Below are 20,812 nucleotides of genomic sequence, written 5' to 3'. Positions count from 1 at the left end.
CGGATCAGGAGGGAGCCTGATCGTCGGGTTCGACCTTCTCGGTCTGCTCGCGGTCGGTGGGATTCCCCGGCACGCCCTCTTCGTCGCGTTCCTTCTTGACGCTTTCTTCCATGTCGTCGATGAGCTGAGACAGGTTGTCGCCGGTCAGGTCGTTTTCGTGTGCACGTCGATGGGGATCGGACATGGTCTTCCTTTCGTCGTGCGTGCCTTTGCGTAAGACGGTACCCGGCTCGGCGGGGCGGGAAACCGGTCTCACGAACGAGCCGGCGCCTTCCCATCGAGGTACTGCGCGGCGAGGGCCACGGGCATCGGTTCGTGCCGGAGATATCCGCGGGCGAAGTCGGCCGTGCCCTGCGTGATCGCGCGCAGGTCGATCGGGTAGCGGCCGAGTTCGAGCTCGGGCACCTCCGCGCGCAACAGTGCGACGCCCGGACCGGGAGATTCGGTTCCCAGGACCCGGCCGCGCCGCGACGACAGGTCGCTCAGCACTGCCCCGAGATGTTCTTCGGGGACGGTCACCCGCACCGCGGCGACCGGCTCGAGCATCCGCGTCTCACCGTGGGATGCGGCATCGCGGAGCGCCAGGCCGGCGGCTGCCTGGAATGCGGCGTCGGACGAATCCACCGAATGCGCCTTACCGTCGACGAGCGTGACCCGCACATCGACCATCGGATTACTGGTCGCGACACCTTTCGCGGTCTGTGCACGCACACCCTTCTCCACGGACGGGATGAACTGCCGCGGGACCGACCCTCCGACGACGCGGTCCTCGAAGACGACCCCGCTGCCCACGGGGAGGGGTTCGATTTCGAGGTCGCACACCGCATACTGACCGTGTCCTCCGGACTGCTTCACCAGGCGACCGTGCCCCGAAACCGGGGCTGCGAATGTCTCGCGGAGCGGAACGCGATGCTCGACCACGTCGACCTGCACACCGTGCCTGTGGCGGAGTCGGTCGATGACCAACTCGGCGTGCGCCTCGCCGGTGCACCACAGCACCACCTGATTGGTGTCGGGATTCTGTTCTACCCGCACGGCTGGGTCTTCTGCAGTCAGCCGAGACAGGGCCTGGGACAGCTTGTCGTCGTCGGTGCGTGAATGCGCCTCGATCGCCAGGGGTAACAGCGGCTCGGGAATCGGCCACATCGCCAGGTCTGCGGGGTGATCGGAGTCGTGGAGCACGTCGCCGGGGCGCGCGGTCGCCAGCTTGCCCACGCACACGAGATCACCGGCCACTGCCTCGCCGACAGGTCGCTGCTGCTTACCGAACGGATTGGTCAGTGCCGGGATCCGTTCGGCCGAGCGCTCACTGCCTGTGAGCGTGGCCGTCGTGTCCGGTCTCAACGTGCCCGCGTAGACCCGCGCCAGGCTGATCCGGCCCACATACGAATCCCCGGTCACCCGCACGATCTGAGCGACGAGCGGTGCGTGGGGATCGCACGGTGGAGCGCCCCGCAGGCGGTGGGTGGGGGCGGGGAATCCCGTGACGATCAATTCGAGCAGTTCGACCGCGCCGACTCCGCTCTCCGTCGCGGGTACGGCGGGGTGCAGTGCACACGAGAGTATTTCGCGGGTGAGGCCGTCCTGCAGGGACTCCGGATCGAGTTCTTCGCCGGCGACGAACCGTTCCATGAGTGCATCGTCCTGACCGGAGATCGCCTCCACCAGACTCTCGCGCGCGGAGTCGGAGACCGGGCACGGACCCGGCTCACCGTAGCTGCGTCCGGTCAGCAGGCCCATCGACCCGATCGGACGGTCTCCGTCGAAGACCGGATAGAACAACGCACGCACCGTGTCGGGGCCGAGCCCGAAGGCATCGCGGCACTGCTCGAGCAGCTCGTCGTAGCTGTGCCGCGCGATGTCGAGTTTGGTCACGACGATTGCGCGCGGAATCCTCTCCTCGTCGCACTCGCGCCACAACGCGCGCGTCGCTGCAGTGACGGAGTCGGTGGAAGAGACGACGAAGATCGCTGCATCGGCAGCGTGCAGCCCGGCACGGAGTTCGGCGTCGAAATCGGGGTGACCGGGCGTGTCGATCAGATTGATCTTGATGCCCTTCCATTCGAGGGGCAATACCGCCAGCTGCACCGAGCGTCGGTGCTGCTGTTCGATCTCCTCGTAATCGGACACTGTGGTGCCGTCGACCACCCGCCCCGCGCGACCGATCGCGCCCGATGCGAAGGCCAGCGATTCTGCGAGGGTCGTCTTTCCCGTGGCGCTGCACCCGACCAGTGCGACGTTGCGAATGGCGTCCGGCGTTTCCGCCACGGGTGTCTGCCGGGTGCGTGATGCGGTGCGATCGGACATCGACCTGCTCCTCGTGTCGCTTCCGCTCAGTTTAGGCAGCCGCACCCGCTCCGCGGTCGTCTTTGGAACGTCCAAGATCATGGACGGCCGTAAGACACCGCGCGATGTCGGAGTGGCAACGGCTCGGTATCGAGACTCTGGCGGTGCTAACGGGCGGGGTGGTCAGGCCGACCACACCTGTGTCGGGGTACCCACCTTTCGGATCGTCGAAGGAGGCACCCGCCATGCGAGCTCCCTCACGCATCTTCTCTGCACTGGTCGGGGCGACACTGGTCGTCGCTGTGGCCGGTACAGCAGGCGCAGAACCGTCGGAGACGGATACAGCACCCAGCGTCGCCACGACGACCAGCGCGACGACTCCCACCACACCGCCACCCGATGTGGGGATCGAGATGGGGACGGTCGCGATCCGCGCGGCGACACTGTCCGACGATCAGCCGATCGCCGGTGTGTCGGTCGCCGTCGCGCGATGTGAAACCGGGGAGGTCGTCGGTACACCGGCAACGGGTCCTGATGGTACGGCGAGTGTTTCGGCTTCACTCGGATGTTATGTGGCGTCGGCGGCCGGATTCCCCGACGGCTACGATCCTGTGTCGACCGGACCGTGGCAGGTCGATCTCACGGCACCCGGTCAGGTTCGGAACGTGGGGTTCATCTTCGCTCGCTGGACGCCGTCCGGTGAGGGCACGATCGCGGTCCGAGCTCGCCACGTCGATGCCGGGAGCCCCGTCCCCGGTGTGACGTCGTCCGTGCGGTCCTGCGTCGACGACGTGCCTTACGGGTATCTGACCACGGACATGAACGGCAACGCGTCGGCGCAGTTCCCGCTCGGTTGCTACGTAGTGACGGCGACGACGATCCCGGCCGACACGGCACTCGTGTACGGCGGCCCGTTCACTGCGGAACTCGACGACCCCGGTGTGGTCCGCACGGCGGAGTTCACGCTGAACTTCTCGCTGCCACCGGAGCCACCGGAGCCACCGGCGCCGACCGCGCACGGGCGCATCGTCAAGATGGACAGGATCTCCGGAGGGCCTTTGGAGGGAGCAGTTTTCGTGGTGGGCCCCTGTCGGTCGGAGTGGAATCATCGTGAGGTGACCGGACCGGACGGCCAGATCCCGCTTGCGCTCGTCCCCGGGTGCCATGTGGCGAAGGAGATCATCGCTCCCGACGGCTACATCGCAGACACCAGGCCGATCACGTTCGAGGTGACGGAGGAGGACTTCTTCACCGTCCAGGCTCTGAACATGCCCGAGCAGCCAGGACCGATCTTCCGTAACCCTGCGGTGCGCGTTCCCATCCGGTCGATCCCCGCCGGTCCGTTGGAAAGGGGCTGAAATGCGTTCGCGCACAGCCGTAGCAGCGTTGGCTGGGGTGGCTCTCCTCCTCGTCGGAGGCTGTGCCGACGGCGCAGAGGACGCAGCTCCTGCTGCGCCGTCGACACAGCAGGAGCCGGGCAAGCACGACATGCCACCACCGGTGGAGGTGATCGCCGACGATCCGTCCGCGCCGGTCACACTGACGATCGCTGATGAGTCGGCGCCGACCGACCCGGTCGCGACCGACACCGCAGGGGTACTGCTTCCGCCGCAGGATGTGGGGCGCCTGGGGTGGTGGGCGGATTCGTCGCTTCCCGGATCCGGTGCCGGCTCGATCGTGGTGACCGGGCACATCGACGACGTCGCGCAGGGTGACGGTTTCGCGACGCGGTTCGCCGATCTGTCGGAGGGCGATGAGGTGGCCCTGTCTCTCAACGACGGATCGGCGCGGAAATACCGGGTCGACCGGTTACTGAGCGTCGGTAAGGATGACGACCTACCGCTCGACGAACTGAACAGGCTCGACGGCCCCGAAACCCTCGTACTCGTCACGTGCGGGGGAGAGTTCGTCGGACCGCCTTTGGGGTACGCAGACAACGACTTCGTCTTCGCCTCGCCGCTGGCGTAGGCGCTCGGCGCCTGAGTATCGGAACGCGAGTGCTGAACCGGACGCAGGAAAGCCCGTCGGCCCATCGTCGTCCATACCTGGGTCGAATAGGTGATCTCGACGGCGAAAACATACCCGCAGGGATAGTTACTCCACGGAGAAATAACGTATTTCACGAATGAGAATTGCGTTATTGACATTCGAGTATGTGAGTTGCACCATATGGGGGTCGATTGCAGATCGAACGCGCTCGATGTGGTGGGGGGCTACGGGGCAGAGGGGTCGAAACGGCAGAATTTGCGAGAAAGTACGCGGCGAGTGGAATCGATTCTATTTGTCAATGACGCACTCTCCCTCGGGGTTTCCGGGCGCTGTGATTGCCCGGATCATCAGCACGGCCGGAAACGGCCCGGATGAAGGATTCAATATTGAAATTGCACAAGGTGGTTGTGGCGTTCGCGGCTCTCGCAGTGCTCGCAACCGGATGTGGTGGCAGGGGTGGCGCGGAGGAGGTCGACTCCGGGTCGGGACAATCCGACTCGGTGGCGACAGCGAACTTCGGTGACCTGTCCGAGGTGTGCGGTCCGGGCGACGCCTCCACGGCCTCGGCTCAGGGCGTGACGGCCGATTCGATCGAGGTCGGAGTGTTCTCCGACATCGGCTTCACCAAGAACTCCGAATTCGTCGACACCGCGAAGGTCTTCACCTCGTGGTGCAACGAGGCCGGTGGCATCAACGGTCGTGAGCTCGTCGCCAACACGCGCGACTCGAAGCTCATGGAACCGCGGCAGCGGATGATCGAGGCGTGCCGCGACGACTTCGCGCTGGTCGGCGGCGGTGCAGCACTCGACGGACTCAGCGTCCAAACGCGGCTCGAGTGTCTGCTGCCGAGCTTCCCCGCCCAGGCCGTGCAGGAGAAGTCGGCCGGCGCCGACCTGGAGGTTTCGGCATCGCCGTCGAAGATTCCCGGCTACGACAACTACGCCGGAATCCGTACCTGGCTGATGGACGAGGCGTACCCGGAATCCAAGGGTGCGATCGGCATGCTGAACGGTGATGCTGCGGTATCCAAGTTGATCGGCGACATCAACCGCGAGACCCTCGTGGACCTCGGCGCCACCATCGTCTACGACGAGCTGTTCCCGCTGTCCGGGGTGACGGACTGGACTCCGTATGCGCAGGCCATCAAGTCCAGCGGTGTCCGCGGCCTGGTGTTCCTCGGCACATTCGATTCGCTCTCCAAGCTCGAAGAATCCCTCACCAACATGGACTACAAGCTCGACTGGATCGACGCCAACAACAACGCCTACAACGACCAGTTCATTCAGTTGCTCGGCAGGTCGGCGGACTTCCAGAACAACGTCGTCGACCTCAGCGGTGTCGCTCCACTCGAGAGCGATGAGCCCGCCGTGGAGGAACTGAAGGCGCTGTTCGAGGAGTATGCGCCGGGTGCCCAGATCACACTGCCCGCGATGCGTGCGTGGTCGTCCTGGCTGCTCTTCGCGAAGGCCGCCACCGCATGTGGCGACGACTTGACGCGCACGTGTGTCTACGAGACGGCCCGGGAAGAAACCGCATGGACCGGTGGCGGACTCCACGTCGCGAGTGATCTGGCAGAACCGCTTCCGCCGCAGCCCTGCTTCAACGTCGAGCGTGCGACGTCCGAGGGTTGGGAACCCGCAGACTTCGGAGCCGACAACGGCCTGTACCGATGCGATATCCCGGCGCGTGAACTCTCGGATGGAACATCGAGCGCACCGATGACCCTCGCCGACGTCGGCAAGAGCATGAACGATCTCGAATAATGGACCAGTTCATCGCTTTCGGAGTTGTCGGTCTGTCGACGGCAGCCATCTACGCGATCATCAGCAGCGGGCTGGTGGTCACCTACGCCACCACCGGTGTCTTCAACTTCGCGCACGGTGCGACCGGCATGATGGCAGCGTTCGCCTACTGGCAGCTCAGTGTCGGTTGGGGATGGCCGGTATGGCTTGCGCTGCCCGTCATTCTGCTCGTGCTGGCCCCGCTGTTCGGGATACTGGTGGAACTGCTCATGCGGCCCGTCCAGGGGCTCGGCGACGCCGAGAAACTCGTGATGACGATCGCGCTGTTGAGCGGACTCATCGCACTCGCGCGGTGGGTCTGGGCTCCGATGGAGCCGCGGTCGCTGTCCAGTTTCTTCGCAGACCGGGCGCCGTTCCACATCGGTTCGGCGACGGTCAGCTGGCATCAAGCGCTGACGATGGTGATTGCCATCGCGGTGGCGCTCGCGCTCCGCGTCCTGCTGTTCAACACCCGCACCGGCGTCGAGATGCGGGCCACTGTCGACGACCGTGCGCTCGTCGGCCTCACCGGGGCAAATCCGGTGCGGGCCAATCGGGTTGCCTGGGTCGTAGGCACGATGCTCGCCGCTCTCGGCGGTGTGCTGATCGCCTCGATGGTCTCACTCGACGCAATGCAACTGTCGCTGTTGATCGTCAGCGCGTACGCGGCGGCCATCTTCGGCAGATTGACGAGCCTGCCGATGACGTTCGTCGGTGCGGTCGTCGTCGGATGTATGGAGGCATATCTCGCCGGATATCTGCCGCAGAACGACTATCTGCCCGGGCTTCGTCTCGCGGCGCCGGCGATCCTGCTGTTGATCGCACTGCTCATCTTCCCGCATCGGAAACTGCGCGGCCGCGAACGCAATCTCACCCAGGTTCCGGTACCCACTGTGCGGGGCACGTTCGTATTCGCCGTCATCATCGTCGTATTCGGTCTCATGCTGGCGACAGTGCTCGGTGAAGGTGACCTGATCACCTACGGACAGATCTTCGCGTTCGGTGTGATCGCACTGTCGATGGTGCCGCTCATCGGTTATGCGGGTCAGATCTCGCTGGCCCAACTGGGAATCGCGGGGATCGGTGCCGTCGTGTGCGCCAACTTCGGCGCGCAGGGGCAATGGTGGGCGATTCCCCTCGCGATGGTGGTCGCGGGTGCCATCGGTGCGCTCGTGGCGTTACCCGCGCTTCGACTGTCCGGGGTGTATCTGGCCCTGGGCACCGGTGCTATCGCAGTGGTACTCGATCGCTGGATCTTCCCGATGACGTCGTTCGAGATCTTCGGTCGAGAATTCGCCTTCTTCAACATGGGATCAGCAAACTTGGTCGGCCCCAGTCTGTTCGGGTTCCACCTCGACACCACTGCCGAGCTGACGGTATTCGCAGCCGTGTGCCTCGCTCTGGTGACCGCAGGCGTCGCTGCCATTCGGCGAGGGAAGTTGGGGCGGCGCTTGATCGCCTTGCGCGACAGTGAGACCGCCTACGCGACATTCGGTGGCAGCCTGCTGCTCATGAAGACTCTGGTATTCGCGATCTCGGCTGCGATCGCGGGTCTCGGTGGCGCACTGTACGGGATGCAACTGCAAGCGGTGGCGCCCGAACAGTTCAACTTCGTCGCCGGTCTCGGTATCTTCCTGATCGCGGTCGTGGGCGGTCTCGGCGTGGTCGGCAACGGCCTGTTCACCGGCGCGATGATTGCCGGACCGATGAACGCGCTGGTGGCGTTGATACCGGCGACGCAGAATTTCGTGCAGACCCTCCCCGCGCTGGCCGGACTCGCCTACGGGTCGGGGGCGGTCGACGACGGTGTGGTGCCCTCCCTGAGAGAACGATTCGACGGTGCGCTTCGCAATCCGATCGCCATGGGCTCGCTCGCAACAGCGGTCGTCGTGCTGTGGCTGCTGCGGATCGCCGACGTGATCAACGGCTACGTGCTCGTCCTCGGGATCGTGATCGCAGCAGCGGCCGCATTCGGATGGGGTGCGCGTCGCGCGCCCGAGAGCGCCTCGGAACTGGAAATTCCCGTCGAGTGGTGGGGGCTGCAGCGCCCGTGGGACGAGAACGATGAGGAGGTGCTCGATCGTGCCATCACAACTCGAGGTTGAGAACGTCACGGTGGCATTCGGTGGCCGCAGAGCCCTCGACGGGGTCGACCTCCGGGCCGAGCCGGGGCATGTCACCGGACTGATCGGTCCCAACGGGGCGGGAAAGAGCACGCTGTTCGACGTGATCTCCGGTCTGCGCAAGCCGGCGAAGGGGAGCGTTGCCCTCGGCGGCCGGGAGATCACCAGACTCGGCCCCGCGCGCCGCGCGCGACTCGGGATGTCCCGCACCTTCCAACGGCTCGAACTGTTCGGGCGGCTCAGCGTCCGCGACAATCTCCTCGTCGCAGCCGAGATGGGACCCGACCGGAAGCAGGCGACGGCCGTGGTCGACGGACTCCTCGATCGCCTCGATCTTCGTACCATCGCCGACACGACCGCGGATGCGCTGTCCACCGGCATGGGGCGTCTCGTCGAAGTGGGACGCGCACTTGCCGCGCGGCCCAGCGTGCTTCTCTTGGACGAACCCGCCGCCGGCCAGGATCACGAGGAAACCGAGCGCTTCTCCTCGCTGCTGCGCACGGTCGCAGACGACGGAGTGGCGGTCCTGCTCGTCGAGCACGACATGGATCTGGTGATGAAGGTGTGCGATACCGTCCACGTCCTCGACCTCGGAAAGATCATCAGTGTCGGTACCCCGGACGAGATCCGCAGCGACGACCGCGTCATCACGGCCTACCTGGGAGCGTCATGAACCCCATCCTCGAACTCCGCGATGTCTCCGCCGCATACGGAAAGATCACTGTCCTGCGCGGTGTGAACGTCGCCGTGATGCCCGGACAGGTCGTGGCACTGCTCGGTCCCAATGGCGCGGGCAAGACCACGATGCTACGCGTTGCGTGCGGCGCCCATCCCGTGAGCTCGGGTCAACTGTTGCTCGGTGGCCGCGACATGACAGGTGCCTCACCGCGAGACCTCGCCCGGATCGGTGTGTGCTTGATCCCGGAGGGGCGCGGGGTCTTCCCCAACCTGACGGTCCGGGAGAACCTCGTGATGATGACGTTCACGGGACGCTCGATCGAAGAAGTCGAGGAGATCGCCTACACGCGATTCCCGATCCTCGGTAAACGCGTGTCGCAGACGGCCGGAACGATGTCCGGCGGCGAACAGCAAATGCTTGCACTGGCACGGGGATTGGCAACCGATCCGGCTGTGCTCATGCTCGACGAGCTGTCGATGGGATTGGCTCCCCGGATCGTGGCGGAACTGTACGAGCACGTCGCCGAGGCCGCGGCGCAGGGGGTCGCGGTCTTGGTGGTCGAGCAGTTCGCCACGGCGGTGCTTCACACCGCTGATCACGCCGCGGTGCTCGTCCGCGGCGAGATCGAGATAGAAGGCCCACCGGACGAACTCGGCGACGAACTCGCCTCCCTCTACCTAGGAAGTGCATCATGACCGCGACGGAAACACGCGCCGACAGGTTCGCGCGCGAACTGACCGAACTGAAGATCCCCGATCCGGCTGCCGGCCGATCCGGTCTGTGGTTGAAACTCGGTGTCGCGCTGATGGTTCTCGGGCCGGTGCTCGCGATCGTGGCGTATTTCCTGTCGCACAACACCTCCGACGCGCTCGTTCAACGCGACGCCATCATCGTGGCGCTGCTCGGTATTGCGGTGGCAGTCGTGGGAGCGGCTGTATTCCTGCGGTATTCGATCACGGGATTCCTGAGATTCTGGCTGGCCCGGCAGTCGTACGAATTCGCTCGCCTCGGTGATCGGCTTCCTGCGGACCCCACCGCATCCTGAATCCACCCGTACCACCCACGTGGACGAGGGTCCACCCTTCGAAAGGAACACCTAGTGCGCACACTTTCCCTCCGCCGGGCATTGGTCGTCAGCGGAATGGCCGCTGTTCTCGTTGCCGGAGTTGTGAGTTGCGGCAGCGACGACTCGTCGGACAGTGCCGAAGATGGGACCGCGACCACCGTGGCCACCGCGACGACAGAGGCGGATGACACGACGGACGCCGGCACGACAGACGAGGCCGGGGGCGCCGCAGACGCGGAGACGACGCAGGCGGTCACCGATGCCTGGGTCGCGTTCTTCGATGGCTCGACTCCGCCGGAGACCCGCGCGGGTCTCGTCGAGAACGGTGACGAGTTCCTTCCCGCTCTGCAGGGGATGGCCGCAGATCCGCAGGCCACCGCGACCACCGCGACGGTCGACGGCGTCACGAGCGCGGGGGACGACGCTGCGATGGTCTCGTGGACACTGCTGATGAACGGCGCGCCCGTGCTGCCCGATCAGTCCGGTGAAGCGCTCCTCGAGGACGGTCAGTGGAAGGTGTCCGCCATAACTTTCTGCACGCTGCTCGCGATCCAGGGCGACGGTAGTGAGGTGCCCGGCTGCTGACGGTACACAACCTGATACGGCCGAATGTCACCTCGAGTCACGTGAAGTGGCTCGAGGTGACATTCGGCTATCACGCGCGTCAGGCCTTCGTGGGTGTCAGTAGACGTCGCGCACGTACCGCTTTTCACGCTTGAGTGCGGTGACGTACTGGGCAGCGTGCTCGTCGCTCATACCGCCGTGTTCGGCGATGATCTCGTGCAGCGCGACGTCGACGTCCTTCGCCATCCTCGACGCGTCGCCGCAGATGTAGAAGTGCCCGCCCTCTTCGAGCCACGTGAACAGCTCGGCGCCGTGCTCCTTCATCCTGGTCTGGACATAGATCTTCTGGGCCTGGTCGCGGGAGAACGCCAGGTCGAGGCGGGTGAGCAGACCGGACTCGACGAAATCGGCGAGCTCGTCCTCGTAGATGTAGTCGCAACTGCGCTTCTGGTCGCCGAACAGCAGCCAGTTCTTGCCGGTCGCACCGCGGGCGCGGCGCTCCTGCAGGAAACCGCGGAACGGTGCGATACCGGTGCCCGGTCCGACCATGATCATCGGCGCGGTGTCGTCGGATGGGACGCGGAACGACTTGTTCTTCGTCACGAAGATCCCGACCGTGTTCTCGCCGACACGGTCGGAGAGGAACGTCGAGCACACGCCGCGCCGTTCACGCTCGTCGTTGCCGTAACGCACGGCCGCGACCGTCAGGTGCACGGACCTCTCGGCGCAGTTGGGGCTCGACGAGATCGAATAGGCCCGATGCTGCAGAGGCTTGAGGACCGAGAGGAGCTCTTCCGGTGAGAACGCCGGCGTAGGTTCGAGCGACAGGAGATCGAGAATATCTCGGCCCCAGAGCCATTCGTCGAGGGCCGCCTTGTCGCCGTGGCGCAGCACATAGGTGAGTTCTTCGTTGCCCGTGCGCTCTTCGACTGCCTCGAGCAGGTCGACGTTCGGCGCGGTGATCTCGTACCGATGAGTCAGAAGGTGCTCGAGTTTCTCGTCGTGACCGTCGGGGACCGTCTCGCCGTCGAGCCCGAGTACACCGAGCAACGACTCTACGAGCCCGGTGTCGTTGACCGGAACCACGTTCAGTGCGTCGCCCGCCTCGTACTCGATGCCCGAGTCGGCGAGCGCGAACTCGAAGTGCCGGATCTCCTTCGCGGAATCCTCACTCGAGAGTCGTCGGTTGACAGTCAGGGTGGCGGGAAACGGGTTCTTCCGTGTCCACTGTGATTTCGACCGTGCCGGTGCGGTCTCGGCCGGAGCGGCGGCCGCGCTGTCGCCGTTGATGCCCTCGACCGCAGCGACGAGGGGCAACGTCTCGGCGATCCACGCTGCCGCGATGTCCTCGAAATCTACGTCGCAATCGACGCGCGACACGATGCGCGCCGCTCCGAGTTGCTCGAGGCGCATATCGATCAGCTTGCCTGCCTGGCAGAACCCGTCGTAGCCGGTGTCGCCGAGAGCGAGCACTGCGAAGTCCACACCGTCGAGACGAGGTGCGGATTCGTCCGACAATGCGTCCCAGAACAGTTCGGCGTTGTCGGGCATCTCGCCCTCACCGTAGGTGGACGTGATGATCAGGACCCGCCCGAGCGACGCGAACGTCGCGGGATCGACGTCGTCGAGGGCGGAGACCACGGGCGTGAATCCGTGCGTGCGGGCCGCTGCTGCGGCATCCTCGGCAACCGTTTCGGCGTTGCCGGTCTGCGACCCGTACAGCACGTGCAGGGCGGGAGCCGAACCGGTGGCGCCGACTGCGCTGGCGGGATCACCGGAGAACAGACGGGTCTGCATGCCCGCGAGGAAGCCTGCCAGCCACGAACGCTGGTCGGTGGTGAAAGGAGCGTCGACGGGGATGAACGGAGCGGTCATGCGGAAACTCCCAGAGTCGGGGCGACGAGGCCGGGCACCGCGTGGCGGGCGAACAGTTCTTCGTAGCCCGGCAGATCACCGGCGATGTCGAGATTCTTGCCGCTCTGCCACAGGATCCACCCGTAGGTTCCGGGTGCATCCACCGAGCGGACGTTGCGCAGCGCGAGGGCCTGTTTGTAGTCGGTGAGCCGCTTGTCGGCGACGAGCGCCGCCAACTGGGTGTCGGTGTGGTCTGAAATCGCTTCGAGTGCATAGCGTTCGAGCTTGCTGATGAGGAAGAAGTCCTCGGTGAGCAACAGATTCCGTGACGCCTTCTGGACTGCGGGATCGTCGGTTCCTGCTGCGCCGGGGACCTTCTGCAGTGCCATCTCCTGTGCGGCGGCGAGCACCGTGTAGTTGTTGAGCAGCGCGTACATCGACTCGGTGTCGGTGCCGTTCGGGGTGACACCACCGGCGACGGGCGCACCCGACCGGTAGCTCTCCTTGAATTTGCGCACCTGATGTGCGACGAGTGCTGTAGCGACCTCACTCGCGAGTTCCTTGCGGGTCGAGGCAGCGAGGATCGCGTCGAAGTCCTGGTATTGCAGCAGAGCGCGCGGCATACCGTACGCGAAGTGCTGCTGCTCGACCTGCCAGTTGTCGATGAGGAATCGGGCCTTCTCGGATCCGGTGGCCTCGACGTGCAGGTGCAGCAGTCGCAGCACGGTCGCGTTGTGGATCGCGGCCTGCGGGTCGTCGCCGGTGATCGGGCCGAGCACGATCGAATCGGCGCTGGCCTTGCCGGAGAGCTGACCCTCGGGGTCGTACTGGTAGACGAACCCGCCCGACATGCCGTTGCCGACGCCCTTGCCGAACCCACCGATGTTGAGTACCGCGCCGTTGGTCATGTATTCGCACGCGAAGTCGCCGACACCTTCGACGACGGCGGTCGCACCGGAGTTGCGGACGGCGAAACGATCGCCGGCTTCACCCTGCACGAGCAAGCGGCCGCCGGTGGCGCCGAACAGCGCGAAGTTGCCGATCAGCACGTTGCCGCCGCGGTCGCTCGCGCCGCCGCCGGGGGAGGACACGACGATCTGCCCGCCGCACTGGCCCTTACCGACTCCGTCGTTGGCGGTGCCGGTGTGGTGGAGCACCATGCCGTCGTTACAGAAGGCCCCGAACGACAGGCCTGCCGAGCCGGTGGTGGTGATGGTGACGGTGCCGTCGCGCAGCCAGCGGCGTCCACGTTCGTCGGTGAGTGCGGACGGCACGTGGCCGAGTTGCTCGTGGTTGAGCATGCGCTCGATGTCGATCGCGAGCTGCGCGCCGACGCTCTTGTTGTTGTTGGTCAGCCGTACACCCTCGCCGAGTACGACGGTGAGTTCGTTCTCGTTGTCGAGAGCGCCGCGGAGCTCGCTGATCCACTCGTCGTCGAGCGAGTAGTCCTTCTCCAGATACACCGGGTTGTCGACGTGGACCTCGGGGATCACGGCGAGCATCGCCCGCAGGTCCAGTTCGCCGACGCTCGACGGATGGTCGAGCAGGTGCAGCAGGTCGGACCGGCCGCGTGCGTCGCGGAGCGACTGCAGGCCCAGGCGGGCGAGCAACTCGCGGGTCTCGTGCGCGATGTTGAGCAGGTACTGCGCCATCGCCCGTGGGTCGCCGTTGAACATCTCAGGGTTGGTGGTCAGGCCGGCGGGGCATTTGACGTTGCAGTTCTTCGCCATGACGCAACCGAGCATCATCAGTGCGGTGGTGCCGAACTCGAAGCTGTCGGCGCCGAGCAGTGCGGAGGTCAGGACGTCGGAGGCGGTCTGGTGAGCACCCGAGCACCGCAGGATGACCTTGTCGCGCAATCCGTTCGCGCACAGCGCCTGGTGGACCTCGGCGACACCGATCTCAGCGGACCGGCCGGCGTACTTGAGCGAGGTCACCGATGCGGCACCTGTGCCACCGGTGTTGCCTGCGACGTTGATGACATCTGCGCCGGCCTTGGCGACACCGACGGCGATCGTGCCGATTCCCTCCGACGAGACGAGCTTGACGATCACCCGCACGCGGGCTGCCTTCGCGTCGTGGATGAGCTGCGCGAGATCCTCGATCGAGTACGTGTCGTGGTGCGGGGGAGGGGAGACGAGTTCGACACCGGGGGTCGCACCGCGGGCGGCGGCGATCTCGACGGTGACCTTCTTCGCGGGAAGCTGGCCGCCCTCGCCCGGCTTGGCGCCCTGCGCGATCTTGATCTCGATCTCCTCGAGCATCGGATCTGCCAGATACCCGGCCCACACTCCGAAGCGACCCGACGCGAACTGCTTGATCCGCGATCCGCGGATGGTGCCGTAGCGGGAGATGTGTTCGCCGCCCTCACCACAATTCGACATGCCACCGACCATGTTGGTGCCGTGTGCGACTGCCTCGTGAGCGTTGGAGTTGAGAGCACCGTGGCTCATCGCACCGGACGCGAGGGAGCGGGTGATCTCGTGGGCCGGCTGGATCCGGTCGAGACGCAGGCTCTGCGGCGCCTGCCGGATCTGCCCGAGATAGTCGGCGGCCTGCCCGAGTGCCCGCACGGTGAGGGTGTCGCAGTAACTGCGATACTCGACGATCGAGTCGCCGAACCGTGCGACGAGCGACTGCGCGAGCGCCTCGGGGCGGGTGTGGTCGTCGGCCAGCGGGCCGGTCAGGCGCAGCACGAACTCGTTGTCGCCGACGCGGGACGCGGAGAGCCCGCGCACCAGCATGGAGTTGTTGCCGTACCGGGCGAACCGGCCCATCTCGCGCTGGAAGTCGTCGGCGCCGGTGAGGTATGTGACGTCGGCGGGCAGTGCGAGCACGTCGCGCAATGCGGCGGGGCGGCGTATACGTTCGTCGGCGATCGTGCGTGCGAAGGCGCGGTAGCCGGGAGTGATGTCGAACGCGTCGATCTCGTCGGGGGTGAGCGCACGGAATCCGCCGTAGCGGTAGGCGTCGTCGTCGAGGCCGTGTGCGTCGGACAGCCGGTGCAGCGGAAGCAGCCGCAGGGAATCGGTCAGGTCGGCCTCGCCCGTACGCTCGACCGGCAACGTGACCTCTTCCTCGGTCATGTCGACGAACCCGCGCACCGCGGTGGTGCCGAAGGAGTGACCGGCGCCGTCGGCGCGTTCCTTGAACAGGCCGAGCAACGGCACGTCGGTCTCACCCTGCACGCTCAGGGCGTGGCTGTGCCAGTCGGCGACGGCCTGCGCGATGGTGGTGAATCCGACACCGCCGACCGGGGTCCTGACGTTGGGGAACCAGCGGCTCAGCACCTCGTCGTCGGTGTCGAGGTAACTCGGTTCGAAGAACTCGCCACCGATGTACGACTCGACGGTGCACAGACCCACCCGGCCCATCGTCTTCATGAGTGACTTCTCGGCGGCCTTGCGGAACTTCAGGAATGCTGCGTCGGCGTCGTCGCTGAACTTCTCCTCGGCGCGCATCTGCACTGTCAGCGGGTAGACGGAGGCGGCGCCGAAGCCGAGCGTGGCAGCGATGTGGTGCGACGAGAACAGCTGACCGGATTCGACGATCACGGACACCCGAAGACGTACGCCATCGTCGATGAGTCGCTGGTTCACGGCCGCGACGGTGAGAATCATCGGCAGCGGCGCGTGGTCGGCGGACACGTGGCGGTCGGTCAGGACTGCGATACCGCCTGTGGTGCGAGCGAATTCGGTGATCCGGTCGGCGACGACGTCGACGGCGGCGGCGAGCGCCGCGGCATTGGCCTTGCTGTCGTCGAACACGGGGGAGTACAGCATTTCGAAACGCTGTGTCGGTGTCTCGGACTGCTCGCGGATCCGGAGCATGTCGAGGTGGGTGAGGATCGGGGTGGGAACGACGATCTGTGCCGCGGAGGGTGCACCGCTGCCGGGGCGTGCACCGAGCGCGACCCTCAGCGTCATGCCGTCGGCTTCGCGAATGGAGTCGAGTGACGGGTTGGTGACCTGCGCGAATCGCTGGGAGAAGTACTTCGCGACACCGCCCTCCTGATCGGAGAGGGCATTGATCGCGTTGCCGTAGCCCATCGCCGAGATTCGCTCCTGTCCCGAGGCGAGCATCGGGTCGAGCATGAACCGGAACGATTCCTGATTGAGCGAGTACGACACGTAGCGCTGGTGCCGCCCGAGGTTGCCGTTGTAGCGCAGCGGTGAGCCGGCTTTCTCGGCCGGGACCGGAGGCAGCGCGTCGAGGTTGCGGCGGGCCTCGTCGACCAGCGTCGCGTAATCTCGTTGAGCCGCAAGCATCTCGAGTGCTTCGTCGGCTCCGTACGACCGGCCCGTGCGGTGGTCGAAGTACAGCATGCCGCCGGCTTCGATGCGGCCGCGACGAATCACGGCTTCGGGCGCGAAGTCGAACTGGCCGGCCTCGGAGGTGACGGCGAGATACTCGTCGGTCTCGACGGTCCGCAGAGGACGTAGGCCGAGTCGGTCGAGGCGCGCGCCCACGACGGTGCCGTTGCCGAAGATCAGTGCGGCGGGCCCGTCGTTCTTCTCCTCGTAGAGGGAGAAGAATTCGAGCATCGCGCGGACCTGCGGCGACACGGTCGGATCGTTCTCCCACGCGGGCGGAACCATCTGGACGACCGCAGTGACGAGATCCAGATCGCCCGGCGCGATGCGCGCAGCGAGGGTCTGGTCGAATCGGCAGCTGTCGGACTGCCCGGGCGGGCGGATGATGTCGCGGCCGGCGGCGCGCGCCTGGGCGCCTTCGAACAGGCGGTTCTTCCGGTCGGTGTTGAGCTCCCCGTTGTGGGCCATGAGCCGGAACGGTTGTGCCATCGTCGGATGCGGGTCGGTGTTGGTGGAGAAGCGAGTGTGGAAGAACAACGTGTGCACCGCGTGTCGCGGGTCGACGAGGTCGCGGAAGTAGGGAATGACCTCGTGAGAGTTCAAGCGGCCCTTGAGGACCTGGGTTCGGGTGCTCAGCGACAGGGGGTAGAGACCGGCCAGGGCGGGCTCAGTGTAGGCGCGGGACTCGATCGTGAGCAGTATCTCGTGCAGGATGCGGTCGAATTCCTCTGCTGACGTGCAACTGTCGGGCCGTCCGAAGATCCACTGACGGATCGGCAGCTGGTAGGCCGCGGCCGACGGACGCAATACGGAATCGTCGACGGGGATTTCACGGACGGTGATGACCTCGACACCGGCCGCGGTGAGCGCTCCGGTGACCAACGCTTCCGTGTCGTGGTGCACGGATCGGTCGGCAGGCATGAAGAAGTTCCCGACGCCGAATTCCTGTGCGCGCAAGGGTCGTCCGGTGAGCACGGAGAAGAAATCGACGGACAGGTCGACGTTGACACCGGCGCCGTCGCCGACGCCCTCGGCGGACATGCCGCCGCGGTGGGGAACCACGCACAGTGCTTCGTGTCCACGGGTGAGGACCTCGTGAGTCTGGGCGCCGTCCTTGCGGGTGATGAACCCGACTCCGCAGCTGCTCTTGTCGAGCGTGCTGTCGTACAACCCGGTATCGGTGTCATGCGTCAACGGACCATCCTCCTCGGCGATTCGAAGTCGACCGTCGGCGGCGGCAGGGGGCGCAAATATGCAGCTGTGCTGCACAGAATGCGCGGAAGAGAGACCGGTGCCGGCGACGGTGACCAAAGATGAAGAAACAGACGTCTTTGTCCGAATGCGCCGAGCGTTGCGACAGTGGAGCGCGCGAGCAGCGTTGTCGATTGTAGCGCACAGGTTACGGCTGTGCGTCCGCGTCATGCGTCACAGTCGGGGTGACGTGCGAGCGAGTGCGGTAGGTCACAGCGTTCGGATACGCTGCGAACGTCGTCCGATTCAGAAGAGCAGGGGTGTTGCAGATGAGTGAAGTCCTCGACCGCACCAAGATCTACATCGGCGGACGGTGGGTCGATTCCGGTGGCGCCGGACGCATCGACGTCGTCGATCCGACCACCGAGCAGGTCATCGCGACGGTCGCGGAGGGCGTCGCCTCCGATGTCGACCGTGCGGTGGCAGCGGCCCGCGAGGCGTTCCCGGCGTGGTCGGCTCTGAGCGGTGCGGAACGCTCCGCCTATCTGGAGAAGATCTCGTCCCTCGCCAACTCGCGTGTCGATGCGCTCACCGCAACCGTGTCGCAGGACATGGGTATGCCGCTGAGCCTGGCGAAGCCGGTGCAGATCGGTATGCCGCTCAAGAACATCGCCGCCTATGCCGCATTGGCAGGCACCTACGACTTCGACGATCAGGAGCTCGGCAACGCCCTCGTCGTGCGCGAGCCGATCGGTGTCGTCGGGGCGATCACCCCGTGGAACTATCCGCTGCATCAGGTGGTCCTCAAGGTGTTCGCGGCACTTGCGGCCGGATGCACCGTGGTGCTCAAGCCCACCGAGGTCGCGCCGTTGATCACCTATGCGCTCGTGGACATCGTCGACGAAGCGGGGCTGCCGGAGGGTGTCCTCAACGTCGTCAGTGGATACGGCCCGGTCGTGGGTGAGGCCATCGCCGCGCATCCCGACGTCGACATGGTGTCGTTCACCGGGTCGACACGCGCGGGCAAGCGCGTCGCGGTGGTCGCCGCCGAGACGGTGAAGAAGGTGGCGCTCGAACTCGGAGGCAAGTCGGCGAACCTGATCCTCGACGACGCCGACCTCACCGCTGCTGTCACCGAGGGAGTGGGCAAGTGCTTCCTCAACTCCGGTCAGACCTGCACGGCACTGACCCGCATGTTGGTGCCCGCGGAGCGGCTTCCCGAGGCCACCGCCATCGCGACGGAGGTGGCGAAGGCCTACACCGTCGGGCTGCCCTCCGAGCGAGGCTCGAAGCTCGGTCCGCTCGTGAGCGGAACGCAGCAGAAGCGGGTCCTGTCCTACATCGACAAGGGTGTGGAGGAGGGGGCCGAACTGGCGCTCGACGGTCGAGAGCACGGATTCTCGACCGGATATTTCGTCGGTCCCACGGTGTTCGGCAACGTCACCGAGGATATGACCATCGCGAAGGAGGAAATTTTCGGTCCGGTGCTGTCGATCATCGGCTACCAGGACGAGGACGACGCCGTGCGCATCGCCAACAACAGCGAGTACGGCCTGTCCGGTGGTGTGTGGTCGAGCGACCCCGCACGCGCCGAGGCCGTCGCGCGTCGTATCCGTACCGGGCAGGTGTACATCAACGGCGGGGCGTTCAACACCGATGCCCCGTTCGGTGGTTACAAGCAGTCGGGTATCGGCCGTGAGGCGGGTGTGTTCGGGCTCGAAGAATTCCTGGAGATCAAAACGATCCTGCGCTGACTGGCACTGCGTGCCTGCGCCGCGACACGCCGGAGTCCCGGTGTGTGACGTTCCGCACATCTCGGACGATAGTCGAGGTAGGCAGATAGTCGAAGCAAGCGATGAATCGTGGCGCAGGACGCAACGGCACAGGAAGAAGCGCGGCTATGTATTGGTCGGCGAACACGGACAACGGTGGGTTCGGGCACGGCGGTGGTCCGGGTGGCGGTGCCGAGCAGCAGTTGCGCGCGATCCTCGAGGCGAGGCTTCCGGCTCTCGCGCCGTGCGCGCGAGTTCTGGCGGGCAGGCGCGACGTGGACACTGCACTGCTCGATCGTGCGGTGGCCCGCGCCGCGGCGACCTGGCGAGAGCCGGTCGGCCCGGAACTGTGTGCCTACGTCCTGTACTGGTTCGGGTATCTGCTGCAGTCGCAGCGGCCTCGGCTCGGTCCGCCGCATCCGGATCTCGGCGTCGATGACACAGTGCTCTTCGGGGCACTCTCGCCGCTCGAACAGGTCACGATCGTGCTGAGCGCGTACGACGGAGTGCCCTCCGCGAGGGCTGCAGCACTGGCCGGCCGTGCACTGGCCGAATTCGAATTGGACGAGTCGGCTCGCACGGTCGTCGGATAGACGCGAGGCCGGTCGGTGGGAGCCCCACCGACGCACGGAGCCCCCGCACCATCGGTGCGGGGGCTCCGTGCAAGCGGGTGCGGTCAGGACCGGCGTGTGCGTCCCAGACGCAGCAGGGTCATGGCCAGGGTCTTGCCGTCGTTGCCGAGTTCGGCGAACCGGTCGAGCACACCCATCTCGGTGGTCTGTGCTTCGCGGGTTTCACCCGATTCTTTCGCTGCGGCGCCGATCTGCTGGGACAATTCGGAGCGCCGCTTGACCGCCTCGAGGATATGGGCGTCGAGGTCGCGGATCTGGTCGAAGAGGCTTCCCAGGTCCGTGTCGTCGGCCGACGGTGTTGCTTCGGCGCGCTCGATGCCAGGCGAATCAAGCTGGATGGTCATGCAGATTCCTCCGGTCTCGTCTGAATCGTCACAGATTGTGTCGTGTTCTCCGGTGAACGTGTTACTCATCCGTACATGAAAATTCTCGGGCACTGCCGCCATGGCCGAATCGACTCCCCATAAATCCGTTGTGAACTGGATAAATACCGCAACTGACCGGTCAGTATGGTAATCGTCACACTGGCGTGTGCCAAGGCTTTGTGCTGTGTGCCTGGCGG

The 20,812-nt window shown here is 65.7% G+C and carries 15 protein-coding genes; 10 read left to right on the top strand and 5 right to left on the bottom strand.

Annotation, left to right across the window (positions count from 1 at the left end):
* Positions 1 to 4 precede the first annotated feature (4 nt).
* Together ACFWB0_RS15960 and ACFWB0_RS15955 are read right to left on the bottom strand one after the other, a co-directional pair.
* Complete coding sequence (locus tag ACFWB0_RS15960; RefSeq protein WP_378491438.1) at positions 5 to 184, bottom strand: hypothetical protein; 180 nt, start codon at positions 182 to 184, stop codon at positions 5 to 7.
* A 68-nt stretch (positions 185 to 252) separates the two neighbouring features.
* Positions 253 to 2,307 (bottom strand): elongation factor G, encoded by a 2,055-nt coding sequence (locus ACFWB0_RS15955; protein ID WP_378491437.1) that lies wholly within the window; start codon positions 2,305 to 2,307, stop codon positions 253 to 255.
* A 224-nt stretch (positions 2,308 to 2,531) separates the two neighbouring features.
* Here ACFWB0_RS15955 and ACFWB0_RS15950 point away from each other — a divergent pair, with 224 nt between their 5' ends.
* The 8 genes from ACFWB0_RS15950 (at position 2,532) to ACFWB0_RS15915 (ending at position 10,509) form a co-directional block, all read left to right on the top strand.
* Entirely contained in the window at positions 2,532 to 3,644 is a 1,113-nt protein-coding gene (locus ACFWB0_RS15950; RefSeq protein ID WP_378491436.1) for a collagen binding domain-containing protein, read from the top strand.
* A 1-nt stretch (position 3,645) separates the two neighbouring features.
* Positions 3,646 to 4,254, top strand: coding sequence for a class F sortase (locus ACFWB0_RS15945; protein WP_378491435.1), 609 nt, complete (start codon positions 3,646 to 3,648; stop codon positions 4,252 to 4,254).
* A 392-nt stretch (positions 4,255 to 4,646) separates the two neighbouring features.
* Positions 4,647 to 6,038, top strand: a complete 1,392-nt coding sequence (locus ACFWB0_RS15940) for an ABC transporter substrate-binding protein (RefSeq protein ID WP_378491434.1) — start codon at positions 4,647 to 4,649, stop codon at positions 6,036 to 6,038.
* Positions 6,038 to 8,161: an ABC transporter permease gene (locus ACFWB0_RS15935; RefSeq protein ID WP_378491433.1), complete on the top strand. Its 2,124-nt coding sequence runs from the start codon at positions 6,038 to 6,040 to the stop codon at positions 8,159 to 8,161. The genes ACFWB0_RS15940 and ACFWB0_RS15935 overlap by 1 nt, the downstream gene beginning before the upstream one ends.
* Positions 8,139 to 8,852, top strand: coding sequence for an ABC transporter ATP-binding protein (locus ACFWB0_RS15930; protein WP_378491432.1), 714 nt, complete (start codon positions 8,139 to 8,141; stop codon positions 8,850 to 8,852). The genes ACFWB0_RS15935 and ACFWB0_RS15930 overlap by 23 nt, the downstream gene beginning before the upstream one ends.
* Entirely contained in the window at positions 8,849 to 9,553 is a 705-nt protein-coding gene (locus tag ACFWB0_RS15925) for an ABC transporter ATP-binding protein (protein WP_378491431.1), read from the top strand. Before ACFWB0_RS15930 ends, ACFWB0_RS15925 begins: the two co-directional genes overlap by 4 nt.
* Complete coding sequence (locus ACFWB0_RS15920; protein ID WP_378491430.1) at positions 9,550 to 9,903, top strand: hypothetical protein; 354 nt, start codon at positions 9,550 to 9,552, stop codon at positions 9,901 to 9,903. The genes ACFWB0_RS15925 and ACFWB0_RS15920 overlap by 4 nt, the downstream gene beginning before the upstream one ends.
* 54 nt (positions 9,904 to 9,957) lie before the next feature.
* A complete protein-coding gene (locus ACFWB0_RS15915) occupies positions 9,958 to 10,509 on the top strand; it encodes a hypothetical protein (RefSeq protein ID WP_378491429.1) in 552 nt (183 codons plus the stop codon).
* A gap of 96 nt (positions 10,510 to 10,605) precedes the next feature.
* Here the strand turns inward: ACFWB0_RS15915 and ACFWB0_RS15910 are convergent, their stop codons facing one another.
* Together ACFWB0_RS15910 and ACFWB0_RS15905 are read right to left on the bottom strand one after the other, a co-directional pair.
* Positions 10,606 to 12,363 (bottom strand): sulfite reductase subunit alpha, encoded by a 1,758-nt coding sequence (locus ACFWB0_RS15910; protein ID WP_378491428.1) that lies wholly within the window; start codon positions 12,361 to 12,363, stop codon positions 10,606 to 10,608.
* Complete coding sequence (locus ACFWB0_RS15905) at positions 12,360 to 17,849, bottom strand: glutamate synthase-related protein (protein ID WP_378491427.1); 5,490 nt, start codon at positions 17,847 to 17,849, stop codon at positions 12,360 to 12,362. The genes ACFWB0_RS15910 and ACFWB0_RS15905 overlap by 4 nt, the downstream gene beginning before the upstream one ends.
* A gap of 326 nt (positions 17,850 to 18,175) precedes the next feature.
* Between ACFWB0_RS15905 and ACFWB0_RS15900 the strand changes: the two genes are divergently transcribed.
* Positions 18,176 to 19,600, top strand: a complete 1,425-nt coding sequence (locus ACFWB0_RS15900) for an aldehyde dehydrogenase family protein (protein WP_378491426.1) — start codon at positions 18,176 to 18,178, stop codon at positions 19,598 to 19,600.
* A 146-nt stretch (positions 19,601 to 19,746) separates the two neighbouring features.
* Positions 19,747 to 20,211, top strand: a complete 465-nt coding sequence (locus ACFWB0_RS15895) for a hypothetical protein (RefSeq protein ID WP_378491425.1) — start codon at positions 19,747 to 19,749, stop codon at positions 20,209 to 20,211.
* An 83-nt stretch (positions 20,212 to 20,294) separates the two neighbouring features.
* Here ACFWB0_RS15895 and ACFWB0_RS15890 read toward each other — a convergent pair whose 3' ends face one another.
* A complete protein-coding gene (locus tag ACFWB0_RS15890) occupies positions 20,295 to 20,594 on the bottom strand; it encodes a chorismate mutase (protein ID WP_378491424.1) in 300 nt (99 codons plus the stop codon).
* Between the last annotated feature and the right edge of the window lie 218 nt (positions 20,595 to 20,812).

The sequence above is a fragment of the Rhodococcus sp. NPDC060086 genome, assembly GCF_042730275.1.
Classification (GTDB): Bacteria; Actinomycetota; Actinomycetes; order Mycobacteriales; family Mycobacteriaceae; genus Rhodococcus.
This window is presented reverse-complemented; position numbering and strand designations above follow the sequence as displayed.